Origin of the sequence: Methylophilus sp. Leaf408, assembly GCF_916856905.1 — a bacterium.
Lineage (GTDB): Bacteria > Pseudomonadota > Gammaproteobacteria > Burkholderiales > Methylophilaceae > Methylophilus.
In genome coordinates this window covers 89,693-102,263 of the sequence record NZ_CAKASK010000001.1, presented here as the reverse complement: position 1 = coordinate 102,263, position 12,571 = coordinate 89,693, and the positions used below count along the sequence as shown (strand labels likewise).

The following is a 12,571-nucleotide window of genomic DNA, read 5'->3' as shown; positions in this document are numbered from 1 at the left end:
CAGCAATCAACAGGAGCCTTTTTGCGTTGTACATATTTAAAAAGTATTAACCGCATCATAGCGGTGTTATCAGTTATCAGCAATGCATAAGATTTGCCCATCCAGCATTCAGGCGCTTTGTCAGACGATTCTGACTTTCATATAGGTGTGTAACCGATAGGGATGTAATACGCCCGTGGGTACCATGACTCCATGTTGAAAACACATGGTGCTAAACTGGATAACAAAAAATCAGTTAGCATAAATCTGAAACCTTGTAGATGCTTGGCTTTCTAATCTTTAGCGTTTAGTTAAATGAAGTACAACGCTTTTTGTAATAATGTGTTTTTTAATTTCCGATAACCATCAATTAAGGAGTTAATAATGTTTAATTTTTCAAAAGACAATGTTGAACAAACAACTGACCGTTTAGCCCAACAATCTGACCAGGCAATTGAAGAGATTGCGGCTCAGGTTAAAACAACTGCAAATGATTTGCTGGATGCAGTTCAAGATACTGCTGATACAACTCAAGACAAAGCTAAAGAGTTGATTCGTACATTGAAAACCAATATTGATCGTTTAACCAATGATGAAACCGCAGCATCTATCGCTTCAAAAATCAGCGCCAGTGCTAGCCGAGTTAAAGGTCAAGTACAAGAAGAGCTTAGCCATGGCTACCAGACTGTGAAAGAAAGAACTTCAGATACAGTACAAGAGCACCCATTGGGTACTGTTTTGGCAGCCGCTGGTGTAGGTTTGCTGTTAGGATACCTATTGGGCAATAAACGCCGCGATTAACTCCTGACTAACAAGGGATATGTATGTGGGTTAACCTCCTAAAATTTACTGCTATGTTATTTTTCAATCGCAAAATATCCTCATTGACAGATAATTTGCTGACCATGCGTCATCAGGTTGCAGACTACACGGAAGAACGTGCCAACCAGATCAAGCAGGATTTTTTGGGGGAAACCGAGCGTTTAGCCACCAGTGTCATCGGGATACTGGTGGTCTTCTCAATGTTTATCTTCACTGGCCTTTTAGGTCTAATGTGGTTGTTTTCACTATTGTGGGAACACCCTAACCGTACAGTGATATTAGGTGTTGCAATGTCAATACCAATACTAATCGGCGTCATCGCCTTTTTTGCTGTGCGTAAAGTTTGGAAAAAAAAGACTTTGTTTGCAGATTCAATTTCCATGATTAGCAGCGATTGGAATTTATTCAGGACTGAAATGGTGAATGAGCAGCCGACAGAAGATCAACCTGCGCCTGAATCAAATACATCACCAAATACTGATACCATACGCTCTGCTACCCGATAACGAGAAATATAATGAAAAGAATTCTTCTGGTCGATGATCACAGTATCGTGCGCGATGGTTTGCGCAATTTGATTGAATTGGAATCTGATTTACAAGTGACTGGTGAAGCCAGTTCCGGGGCTGAAGCAATCCAGCTGGTGCGCGATAAAGAATTTGACGCCATGGTCCTGGATATTTCCATGCCAGACAAGAATGGTGTGGACACTCTGCATGAATTAAAACATGTTTCTCCTACCTTACCTGTGCTGGTTTTGAGTGGTTATGCTGAAGATCAATATGCTCTTAACCTGATGCGCAATGGCTGTAAAGGTTACCTCTCGAAAAATGCGGATTCTGACGAGATCATTCAGGCTATCCGCACGGTAGCCGCTGGCAAGCGCTATATTTCCGCCGAGCTAGCTGAATTGATGACCAACGAATTGAGTCATCCTTCTGAAAAGCAATTACATGAAACCCTGTCTGACCGCGAATTCCAGGTATTTGTAAAACTGGCAGCCGGACAGACTCCCACCGCAATCGCAGACGAATTATTTATCAGTATCAAAACGGTGAGCACTTATCGCAGTCGCATCTTGGAAAAGATGGCGATGAAATCAAATGCTGATTTAACTTACTATGCGATCAAATATGGTTTACTCAACTAGTTTTTACGCAACAAAGTTTTTTAGCGTTGAGTCTTCTGGAAACCATCAACCTCATCAGGTAGGGCAATGTAGGATTTCACTCTACAGTCAGACTTCGAAACTTTTTATACAATATCGCGGGCTAGTGATTGGTTAAATGATCATGTATAAATTATTGTTAGTTGAAGACTCTGCACTGATTCGTGATGTCATCCTTGAGATGCTCCAAGACTGTGATCAATTGGAAATTGAAGACATTGCCACGACTAGCGATGAAGCTATCGATTTCCTGAACGCCTCGGAATATGACATGATCGTGCTGGATATAGAGTTAGCCCAAGGTACGGGCTTCGATGTGGTTCGTCATGCAAAACAAAAAAACTATCCTTTTAAAATGCCGGATATTGTCATGCTGACTAATCATGGTAATAACTACTATCGCAACCTGGCAAAGGATATGGGCGTTGATTATTTCTTCGATAAGTCATTGCAGTTTGATGAATGTATGGATGTAATACAACAGCACGCAAGCCAACCTTCCTAACTATCCTGAAATGGCGATAGTGGACAACATGCCCACAAAGATCTGTATGCACCCACCATCTGGGGCAGCCATTTATATTAAAAAACCGCTTTATCTGTTTTGCAAGCAATGGTCTCTGCTATCTATATTTTTCATAGCCATATGGCTTACAGGCTGTGCCTCTATCCCGGATTCAAAGCAGACGCTTGAAGAACTCAATGCACAAACACAGACTATAGAAGTTGTTGGCGCCAAGAAACCCCTGCCCCGCGGAAAAATCAACAAAGTCTTAAAAAATTTATCGCCTGATGAGCGAATTCGTGCATCACTGGCGGAACATCTCCGCATAGAGCAAGCCATTGCCGGCAATAGTTTATATGCCGATAACAAAGTCACATTGCTGTTCAACGGTGAGGATACTTTTTCCAGCATGCGTAACGCGCTGGAAAGCGCAAAACAGCACATTCATCTTGAGTACTTCACATTTGAAGATGTAGATCTTGGCGGTATTACGCTGAAGGCGCTGCTGTTGGACAGGCTGTCAAAAGGTGTCAATGTGCACATTATCTATGACGCAATAGGCTCAATTAGCACGCCTCCTGAACTATTCGATACACTAAAAAAAGCCGGTGCAAAGATTACGGTTTTTCATCCTGTCAAAGCCGACAGCATTACTTTAATTAACCAGCGCGATCATCGAAAGATTATGGTTGTCGATGGCAATGTAGCCATTTTGGGTGGTGTGAATTTAAGCAAAACCTACCAAAGCAAAGGTTCACTACGCTTTTTCAGCAAACAAAAATTACCTGAACTCAATCAGGCCAACTGGCGAGATACCGATATTCAGGTGACAGGCCCGGTGGTTGCAAATATTCAACAAGTATTTCTAGAACATTGGGACGCAGCACAGCCGTTAGACGAGGCTAACTTTTTCCCGCCGCTTTCCAAACAGGGAGAACAGTTTGTGCGGGTCATCGCCACGCCGGCTACCAAGCGTAAAAATACAGACTCACCGTATTACCTGACCCTGGTGGCTGCCATTGAAAATGCGGAAAGCCATATTGTCCTGAACTCGGCTTATTTTGTGCCTACAGAAGCGCAGGAAGACGCGCTTGTTGCTGCCGCAGAGCGTGGCGTAAAAATATCCTTGCTAGTTCCCAGTATAAGTGACTCAATACTGGCGATTAATGTCCAGCGTTCGCACTACGCGCGCCTGTTAAAGCATGGCGTAGAAATTTACGAGATGCAGGATCAGATATTACATGCCAAAATGATCTCGATTGATGGTGTGTGGTCGGTGATTGGCAGTTCCAATTTTGATTACCGCAGCGCGGGCATCAATGCTGAAATTGACGTGGTCATTTTAGATAATCAAACCGCCAAAAATCTTGAAAGCCGCTTTCAGGAAGACTTGAAAAATGCTAAAAAGATTGAGTTGCAAGAGTGGCAGAAACGCTCATTATGGCAAAGGCTAAAGCAACAATCAGCGCGTATTTTTGAGGATATTCTTTAGTGATAAGCAAAGACACCTGGGAGTTACTGAGTTATGTGGTCACGGTCATTGGTCTGCCATTGGCGATCATGACCTTTATGCTTGAGCAACGTAAAGAGCGCGAGAACGAAGATGAAGAAGTCTATCAACTGCTTGCCGACAACTATACCGATTTCCTCAAGCTGGTGATGGCCAACCCTGACTTGCAACTGCGTTCGCATAGCGGCCCGCTAGCCATGTCAGCCGAGCAGGAAGAACGAAAACTGGTCATGTTCGAAATCCTGATTTCATTATTTGAGCGGGCCTATCTGCTGGCCTATGACCCGGATATGCGCGGCAAACGCCTGCGCCGCTGGATGTCATGGGAGGATTACATGCGTGAGTGGTGCCAGCGGGAAGATTTTCGCCAGCATTTGCCGAGACTGCTGGTTGGCGAAGATGCAGATTTTGTGACGCACATCACCCGCATCGCACAGGAAGTCGCTCAAGTCCGTGTTTAATGCTTTTTAATACATTACTTTTTTAACGGTGTCAGTTTAAAACCGGCCTGTTTGAAAGCCTGAATCAATCCAGTTTTCCCTGCCAGGTGCGCGGCCCCAACGGCGATAAACACCCTGCCCTGTTTTGCCTGCTCAAGACCACGTTCAGCCATTTTCACATTGCGCTCGTCCAGCAGTTTGATCCGCATGCGCTGCCATACTTCTGCCGGTAACACGCCGCGCGTCATCTCATCGTCCATGTTTGCTACCTGGTCAGGGTTGCCTGCCAGATATGCTTTCATCAACTGCTCAAAATCCTTTTCTTTTTGTTTTTGGGTACGCTTAAGTACCGCATGCAGCATTAACAACTGCTCGTCCAAGGTCAGGCTGTCCATCACACCGAAATGTTCTTGCGGACTTTCCAAGCCAACGACCCGCTTGTCCATCTCTTCTGCCTTGGCCTTCAACAAAAAATCCTGGGCAAATGGCGTTTGCGGTTTCGGCAGGTCAAACAGCACCGCCAATAACCATGGTTTCATTTTCAGCACCCTGTCCAGCGGCATCACATGTACATCTGCCAATTGCGCGACCTGGTCGAGTTCGGCATCAGATAAATATTGCTTTAAATCACCTTGAGGCAATTGCAGCAGCTTGGCTGCCGGCTCGTCAGCAACCTCCAGCATAAACGTATTTACACTTTTCAATGCTTGCAGCACTAAAGGCGAAAAGCTGGTCACCCGATTATCATCGGTATGGATAGTGCCAAAAAGGTAACTGACCTGACCTTCAGGCGATTCCAGCTGCCAGAATAAACTCTTTTCAGCAGTATTTCCCTGCTGACTAAACAGTAAAAAAACTGTGGCTAATAGCCAAAAACATCGCATCGTATTCCTCATTCCAGTGATCACCAAAGCGCAGCGTGCGCCGAGCTATACCTGCGACATCCTCTCATACATTTCATTTTCAATCACAGGTTTGTAAGCTTATCAGCACATTGAAGTTGTCACATAAATGAGACAGCGCTACCATGTGTTAAATAATATCAACGATAAATTTAGAAAGGCTGCCATGCCAAAACCTCACCGAAACAAAGCCAGGCCGAGACACATACAGCAGCTGATCGCTCACTGCTGCTCACACTTATTCAGATTGGAGACAATGTGATGAGAAAAAAAGAAAGATTAATTGTGTTGTTTGATGGCACCTGGAATGACCCTGCTGACCTGACCAATGTATTCCAGTTATCGACTTTGATAGAAGAATATGACGATGAGATCAAGCAGACCTTCTTTTACGAACCCGGCGTAGGCACGGCACCTGGTGACAAATTACGTGGCGGCCTGTTTGGTTATGGCCTGAGCGAAAACTTGCTTAAGGGATATGACTGGCTGGCAAGACATTACAAGGAAGGGGACGAAATCTGGGTATTTGGTTTTAGCCGTGGCGCATATACCGCAAGGAGTATGGTGGGGCTGATCCGCAAATGTGGTTTGCTCAAAACAAGTACGCCAAATTTATTGCAACGGGCAGAAGATTTATATCGAGACAAATCTGCGCATCCTGATAGTGATCAATGCCAGACATTCAGGCACACATACAGCCTGGAGGTAAATGTGCATTTCCTTGGTGTATGGGACACGGTAGGCGCACTGGGGATTCCAGGTACCATGATTTCCGAAAAGGCACTTTATTCCTGGCATGACACCGAGCTATCCAAAATCGTCTCCTATGCCTATCACGCCATGGCACTGGATGAAAACCGTGAGGCTTACAACGTTGCCATGTGGACCAATGAAAATGGCACCAAAAAACCTGAAAACACTGATGTGGAGCAACGCTGGTTTATTGGTGCGCATGCCAATGTCGGTGGCGGCTATGGCAAAGACCCGCTATCGACACTGGCACTAGCCTGGATGCTTGAGAAAGCGCGCAATGCCAATTTAAAACTGAAACCTTATGTAGCGCCGACCAATGCCTACTTAACCAAACCGACTGATTCCTATAAGGACTTTGCTTATGGGATTTATGGCTTTTTCAAAGGTTTGTTCGTCAAGGGCGACGGCCGCTTTTTCCGGCCTTATGAAGTCATACAAAACAATATGCGTTCAGTCAATGTCACTGTCGATGCATCAGTAAAATCAAAATGGGGTGCACAGGCTGATTACCGCCCCCCTACTTTGACAAATGCCAAGATTGATTTGTCTTAAGGCGAAACCAGTAGGGTTTAGCACTTAAGATTAATGCTTGCGGCTACCGGGACCCTTTTTAGGGCTGGCGTAGCTTTTGGTCTGGTTGAAGCCTTTAGGCATGACTTTCGGCACAAACCGGCTGCCGTCTGACTGCACAATTTTGGAGAGTACGGCCGGCTGATAGGCGGGTATCAAATGTTTTTTACCATTGCCGATCAAATCGGCCCTGCCCATTTTTTTCAAGGCTTCACGCAACATCGGCCAGTTTTGCGGGTCATGATAGCGAATAAAGGCTTTATGCAATTTGCGCACATTGCCAGCTTTGGGCACCGGAACCATCTCAGAATCCTTTGTCACTTTGCGTAAAGGATTCTTGCCGCTGTGATACATGGCAGTGGCCATCGCCATCGGTGTTGGAGTAAAGGTTTGCACCTGGTCAAGCCTGAAATCATTACGTTTCAGCCATAGCGCCAGGTTTAATACATCCTCATCAGTAGAGCCTGGGTGCGCCGCAATAAAATACGGAATCAGATACTGTTTCTTACCGGCTTCGGCGCTGAATTTTTCAAACATACGTTTGAATTCATCATAAGCGCCCATGCCTGGCTTCATCATTTTGCTGAGTACGTTTTCTTCAGAATGCTCGGGGGCAATCTTCAGGTAGCCGCCAACATGGTGCTGCACCAACTCTTTGACATATTCTGGCGATTTCACCGCCAGGTCATAACGCAAACCGGAGCCAATCAGGATTTTCTTTACGCCGCGCAGATTACGTGCCTTGCGGTAGAGCTGGATCAGTGCCGAGTGATCCGTATTCAGATTTTCACAAATACCGGGGTAAACGCAGGAAAGTTTGCGGCAGTTTTTCTCTATCTCTTCCGACTTGCAGGATAGACGGTACATATTGGCGGTCGGACCGCCGAGGTCTGAAATGACGCCGGTAAACCCATCAACTTTATCGCGGATTTCTTCAATTTCACGCAGGATAGAATCTTCGGAACGGCTCTGGATAATACGGCCTTCGTGCTCGGTAATCGAACAGAAAGTGCAACCGCCAAAACAGCCACGCATGATATTCACAGAAAAACGGATCATCTCCCAAGCCGGGATATTGGCACCTTCGTATGCTGGATGCGGTTTACGTGCATATGGCAAATCGTAAACATGGTCCATTTCTTTGGTCGTTAGCGGTATTGGCGGCGGGTTCAGCCACACTTCGCGGTTACCGTGTTTCTGCACCAGCGCACGTGCATTGCCAGGGTTTGCTTCCAGATGCAGCACGCGTGAAGCATGTGCATACATCACCGGGTCGCTGACCACTTCTTCATAAGAAGGCATACGGATGACCTGGCGGTCACGCGGCACCTTGGCGGCCTTAAGTGGCAGCGGCATGCTGATAGTTGGCGCAGCTGCTGCATCACTACCCTTATCATCCGTAGCGCAACTGGCGTCACTTTTGCCCATTTTCATGGCATAAGGGTCTTCATGTTTATCGACAACACCGGGGCGGTCCAGGCGTGTCGAGGGCACCTCAACAAATTCGTCCGGCACCTGTTTGCGAATAAAGGCGGTACCGCGTATATCATGAATATCGGCAATGTCTTCGCCGCGGCCAAGCCTGTGGGACAATTCAATAATCGCGCGCTCTGCATTGCCATACAGCAACAGGTCAGCTTTGGAATCTACCAGTATCGAGCGGCGGACTTTATCCGACCAGTAATCATAATGCGCAATACGGCGCAGGCTGGCCTCAATACTGCCAATCACTAATGGCGCAGATGGATAGGCTTCTTTACAGCGTTGCGAATACACCAGCACCGCGCGGTCTGGACGCTTGTCTGACGCCGCATTCGGCGTGTAGGCATCATCAGAGCGAATTTTACGGTCGGCGGTATAGCGGTTAACCATGCTATCCATATTGCCTGCAGTCACACCAAAATACAGGTTAGGTTTGCCCAATACCTTGAATGCCTCAGCCGACTGCCAGTCTGGTTGCGCAATGATACCAACCCTGAAACCCTGGGCCTCCAGCAAACGCCCAATCAGCGCCGCCCCGAAACTCGGGTGATCAATATAGGCGTCACCACTGACCAGAATAATGTCGCAGCTGTCCCAACCCAGCGTATCCATCTCGGCGCGGCTCATAGGCAGCACAGGCGCTGTGCCAAAGCGTTTCGCCCAATAAGGACGATAGCTGCTGACAGGTTTTGCAGTAAGGGAGGTGTAGGTTTCCACGCGAGTGACCGACGATGCTTAAGGACTGCGCATTTTACGCGTTAATCAATTGATTTGAAATCATTTTTTTCAAAAAAACTGCTTGATTACCCGTCCCTCACTTTCTTTTAGCGTCCTGATCATTAGTAAGCGCATAGACACCATCCAGTGCGCATATTTGTATTGCAGCAACCAGCAAAGGTCTGTATAAACATGCGAATAAAGGAGGATTTGTTAAATAATATTTACACAAATATACAATGAAACACTACGCACTTTTCAAAAAAATCCTATTGCCACTGGCTACTATCAGCCTGACTATCGGGCTGATTTCATTTGCTTATATCTTTAATCAACACCTGGTTAACATTCAATCAAAAGCAAATGAAGAGACGCAAAAACTATCAAACCTGCTGATTACCGCCAAAACGTTGGTGAGTGAACATGTGCTCTCCAGTATGGCATTACTACAGCAATATGCGTCACTTGAAGGCCAACCTTCGATTAATGGCATGACCTCGCTGGAGGATAAACAGGTACCTAACCTGTTATTCGGGAATACGCCGCAAACCGGCAAAAGCATCCTGGTAGATTCAGTGACCCGGATTGGCAGCGGCACAGCCACCATTTTTGTAAAGCACGACCAGCATTTTTTCCGCATTGCCACCAATGTAAAAAAAGCAGATGGCAGTAATGCATTTGGCACTGAGCTTGACACCAAAGGCAAAGCGATCAAGCAACTGCTCAACGATCAAACCTTTTACGGCGTAGTGGATATTTTGGGCGAAGCTTATCTCTCCCGTTATGAGCCCATGCATGACCACAAGGGGCAACTGATAGGCGCATGGTATGTTGGCTATAAACTTAATTTCAATGCGATTGACCAGGCAATCAGGCAATGGGGTTTCCTGGAAAAAGGCTTTGTCGCCATTACCGATCATCAGGGAAAAATACGATTCCTGACCGCAGGTGTCAGCCAGCAACAAGCACGCAACGCTCTCAATGACACACATGATCAATGGAAAAAGGTCACGCGCGAAGTGCCTGAATGGGATTTCACCATCAATATTGTTTACCCTGCCAGTGAGGCTTACTGGTCAGCGCTAGGCGCCCTTTCCCCGGTACTGATCATCACGCTAGTGGTGGCGCTCGTTGCATTGATTGCCTTGATCAGCGGTTTGCGGCGTTTTGTTTTAAACCCGCTAGGAGGCGAGCCTGAAACTGCCAAACAAATGCTGATGCGGATCGAAAGTGGAGACTTTGCCGAAGACAATACTACTGCTGAGCCAGGCACTTTGATTGCCAACATGGTAAAAATGCGTCGCCGTTTACGCGAAATGCTGAGCCAGATTCAGACGAATGCCAATCGCCTGAAAATATCATCAAGCGTTTTTGAACATGCCACCGATGCCATTTTTATTACGGATGCCAATGGCCTGATTGTGCAATGCAACCCATCCTTTAGTGCCATTACAGGTTATAGCCAAACCGAAGCCATCGGCAAACCGCCACAGGCATTTGGCCTGGCATGTCATGAGCCTGAATTTTTCGAGTCGTTTTACAAAAAACCTCAGAGAGTGCAGGAATGGCGAGGCGAAGTCTGGAACCAGCACAGGCATGGCCAGGAATATCTGACCGAACTTGAGCTCTCCCCTGTGATGAATGAAGCCGGGACTTTTGAACATTACGTTGGCTTGTTCTCGGATATTACCCATGCAAAAGAACAGCAGAATAAACTCGAACACTTGGCTTACCATGATGCACTGACGCAGCTTCCTAACCGCGTGCTATTCTCGCGGCGCTTGCAGCATGCCTTGATTGAAGCGGAGCGTGAGCAATCTTTAATCGCGATCTGCTACATTGATCTGGACGATTTCAAGATCGTGAATGACCAGTATGGCCATGAGTACGGTGACAAACTGCTGACGCAACTGGCAAACCGCCTCACTGGCATGCTCAGACCTACTGATACCATTGCCCGCCTGGGTGGCGACGAATTTGCCATGCTGCTGTGCGGTTGCCACACCCAGGCAGAATATACCCGCTTGCTCAAGCGGTTGTTAACGGCAATAGAAAAACCGTTTGCCATCGATAAGTTCAAGTTTTCGATTTCTGCCAGTATCGGTTATACCCTGTATCCATTCGACCATCACCCGCCCGATACCTTACTCAGGCATGCGGATCATGCCATGTACCATGCCAAAACACATGGCGGGCACCAATACCACCTGTTCGACTTGGCTTCAGCACAACAATCGCAACAACAACAAACCTTGCTGAAAGATCTACTGGTTGCCATTCAGCATAGTCACATCAGGTTGGTTTACCAGCCGCAAGCATGCATGCAAACGGGTGAAATCTTCTGTTTTGAAGCGCTGCTGAGATGGCAGCATCCTTTACGCGGACTCTTGTATCCCAACGACTTTTTGGCGTCCGTCGAACACACTACCCTGATTATTGATATCGGTTACTGGGTCATTGAAGAAGGTTTACGCCAGTTAAACGAGTGGCAAAAACAAGGGTTTGAAACGCAGGTTTCAGTCAATATTGCCGCCTTGCATTTAATGCACAAGCAATTTGCTGAGCACATCACCAACTTGCTACAAAAATATCCTGACATTAAACCGCAGCAATTGCATATTGAAATTACCGAGAGCGCAGCTATCACTGACTTTGCCCGTGTGAATCGTGTGATCCAGCAATGCCATGACCTAGGCGTCTCGTTTTCAATTGATGATTTTGGCACTGGCTATTCTTCGCTTATTTATTTGCGCAGATTACCGGTAGACATCATCAAAATTGATCAGTCATTTGTGCACAATATGCTGGTCAATCCGGAAGATATGGCCGTGATCAGGAGTGTGGTAACGCTATGCCGTGAATTTGGCCGCAAAGTGATTGCTGAAGGCGTTGAAAAAGTCGAGCAAGCGCGTATTTTGCGTTCACTGGGCTGTGACTATGCGCAAGGTTATGGCATCGCGCGCGCCATGCCGGGCAACAAAGTTGTAGAATGGATGAGCAAGCACTCTCCGTATCAGTTTGATTGACGCGTATGCAAGAAAGTTATTATCCGCTGCCCGGCGGGCCAGTGTTAATCCTTGAGCAATACACGCCCTTCCCGGCATTGCATCATGCCCTCGCTGAGCCTAACGGGCTGATTGCGATTGGTGGTGACCTGACCGCGGAACGACTACTTGCGGCTTACCAACGGGGTATTTTCCCCTGGTTCAGCCCCGGCGAACCTATCCTGTGGTGGAGCCCTGATCCGCGCATGGTACTGTTTCCGGCAGAAATCACCATCAACCGCTCTCTGCGCAAAGTTATCCAGCAGCAACTATTCGAAATCCGTATTAATACCGCGTTTGAAAGTGTGATCAGCGCATGTGCAAGTACCGCCCGCCCCCATCAGGATGGCACGTGGATTTCCGAACACATGGCTGCAGCTTATTCTGAGTTACATAGACTTGGTTATGCGCACAGTGTCGAAGCCTGGCAGGATGACATTCTGGTCGGTGGTTGCTATGGCGTCAAAATCGGGCGCATGTTTTATGGTGAAAGCATGTTTCACCATGTCAGTAATGCATCCAAAGTGGCTTTTGCCCACATGGTGCAATGGCTAATCACGCAACAAGTCGGTATGATTGATTGTCAGATGCATACGCCACTACTGGCCAGTTTTGGCGCTTATGAAATCCCAAGAGCGCGTTTTATAGAAACTTTAAATCAACTGGTGATATGACACGA

General features: G+C 46.8%; 11 protein-coding genes. 9 read left to right on the top strand and 2 right to left on the bottom strand.

Going from position 1 to position 12,571, the window contains the following annotated elements; translation table 11 throughout:
- Window positions 1-363 precede the first annotated feature (363 nt).
- The 6 genes from LPA26_RS00460 to LPA26_RS00435 all read left to right on the top strand — a co-directional run bounded on the left by LPA26_RS00460 (window position 364) and on the right by LPA26_RS00435 (window position 4,445).
- Window positions 364-780, top strand: coding sequence for a hypothetical protein (locus tag LPA26_RS00460; RefSeq protein ID WP_055829831.1), 417 nt, complete (start codon window positions 364-366; stop codon window positions 778-780).
- Between the two features lie 23 nt (window positions 781-803).
- A complete protein-coding gene (locus tag LPA26_RS00455) occupies window positions 804-1,307 on the top strand; it encodes a hypothetical protein (RefSeq protein WP_055829833.1) in 504 nt (167 codons plus the stop codon).
- Between the two features lie 11 nt (window positions 1,308-1,318).
- Window positions 1,319-1,951 carry a response regulator transcription factor gene (locus LPA26_RS00450; protein ID WP_055829836.1) on the top strand — a complete coding sequence of 211 codons (633 nt, stop codon included), beginning with the start codon at window positions 1,319-1,321 and terminating at the stop codon, window positions 1,949-1,951.
- A gap of 142 nt (window positions 1,952-2,093) precedes the next feature.
- Complete coding sequence (locus LPA26_RS00445) at window positions 2,094-2,474, top strand: response regulator (protein ID WP_055829838.1); 381 nt, start codon at window positions 2,094-2,096, stop codon at window positions 2,472-2,474.
- A 46-nt stretch (window positions 2,475-2,520) separates the two neighbouring features.
- The gene (locus LPA26_RS00440; RefSeq protein ID WP_229006900.1) at window positions 2,521-3,966 is read left to right on the top strand and encodes a phosphatidylserine/phosphatidylglycerophosphate/cardiolipin synthase family protein; all 1,446 of its coding nucleotides are present in this window, start codon (window positions 2,521-2,523) and stop codon (window positions 3,964-3,966) included.
- Window positions 3,966-4,445, top strand: coding sequence for a hypothetical protein (locus tag LPA26_RS00435; protein WP_055870701.1), 480 nt, complete (start codon window positions 3,966-3,968; stop codon window positions 4,443-4,445). The genes LPA26_RS00440 and LPA26_RS00435 overlap by 1 nt, the downstream gene beginning before the upstream one ends.
- 14 nt (window positions 4,446-4,459) lie before the next feature.
- Here LPA26_RS00435 and LPA26_RS00430 read toward each other — a convergent pair whose 3' ends face one another.
- Window positions 4,460-5,308, bottom strand: a complete 849-nt coding sequence (locus tag LPA26_RS00430) for a TraB/GumN family protein (protein ID WP_229006899.1) — start codon at window positions 5,306-5,308, stop codon at window positions 4,460-4,462.
- A 279-nt stretch (window positions 5,309-5,587) separates the two neighbouring features.
- Here LPA26_RS00430 and LPA26_RS00425 point away from each other — a divergent pair, with 279 nt between their 5' ends.
- Window positions 5,588-6,631 (top strand): DUF2235 domain-containing protein, encoded by a 1,044-nt coding sequence (locus LPA26_RS00425; protein WP_229006898.1) that lies wholly within the window; start codon window positions 5,588-5,590, stop codon window positions 6,629-6,631.
- A 30-nt stretch (window positions 6,632-6,661) separates the two neighbouring features.
- On the opposite strand, the gene LPA26_RS00420 is transcribed toward LPA26_RS00425, so the two are convergent.
- Window positions 6,662-8,848, bottom strand: coding sequence for a YgiQ family radical SAM protein (locus tag LPA26_RS00420; protein ID WP_229006897.1), 2,187 nt, complete (start codon window positions 8,846-8,848; stop codon window positions 6,662-6,664).
- Window positions 8,849-9,087: 239 nt separating this feature from the next.
- Between LPA26_RS00420 and LPA26_RS00415 the strand changes: the two genes are divergently transcribed.
- Window positions 9,088-11,874, top strand: a complete 2,787-nt coding sequence (locus LPA26_RS00415; protein WP_229006896.1) for an EAL domain-containing protein — start codon at window positions 9,088-9,090, stop codon at window positions 11,872-11,874.
- Window positions 11,875-11,879: 5 nt separating this feature from the next.
- Complete coding sequence (aat, locus tag LPA26_RS00410; RefSeq protein WP_055870691.1) at window positions 11,880-12,566, top strand: leucyl/phenylalanyl-tRNA--protein transferase; 687 nt, start codon at window positions 11,880-11,882, stop codon at window positions 12,564-12,566.
- The last annotated feature ends 5 nt before the right edge of the window (window positions 12,567-12,571 follow it).

Bases quoted from the DNA above. Each gene is read 5' to 3' on its own strand.
- LPA26_RS00460 (WP_055829831.1), top strand. From the start codon at position 364: ATGTTTAATTTTTCAAAAGACAATGTTGAACAAACAACTGACCGTTTA.
- LPA26_RS00455 (WP_055829833.1), top strand. From the start codon at position 804: ATGTGGGTTAACCTCCTAAAATTTACTGCTATGTTATTTTTCAATCGC.
- LPA26_RS00450 (WP_055829836.1), top strand. From the start codon at position 1,319: ATGAAAAGAATTCTTCTGGTCGATGATCACAGTATCGTGCGCGATGGT.
- LPA26_RS00445 (WP_055829838.1), top strand. From the start codon at position 2,094: ATGTATAAATTATTGTTAGTTGAAGACTCTGCACTGATTCGTGATGTC.
- LPA26_RS00440 (WP_229006900.1), top strand. From the start codon at position 2,521: ATGCACCCACCATCTGGGGCAGCCATTTATATTAAAAAACCGCTTTAT.
- LPA26_RS00430 (WP_229006899.1), bottom strand. From the start codon at position 5,308: ATGCGATGTTTTTGGCTATTAGCCACAGTTTTTTTACTGTTTAGTCAG.
- LPA26_RS00425 (WP_229006898.1), top strand. From the start codon at position 5,588: ATGAGAAAAAAAGAAAGATTAATTGTGTTGTTTGATGGCACCTGGAAT.
- LPA26_RS00415 (WP_229006896.1), top strand. From the start codon at position 9,088: ATGAAACACTACGCACTTTTCAAAAAAATCCTATTGCCACTGGCTACT.
- aat (WP_055870691.1), top strand. From the start codon at position 11,880: ATGCAAGAAAGTTATTATCCGCTGCCCGGCGGGCCAGTGTTAATCCTT.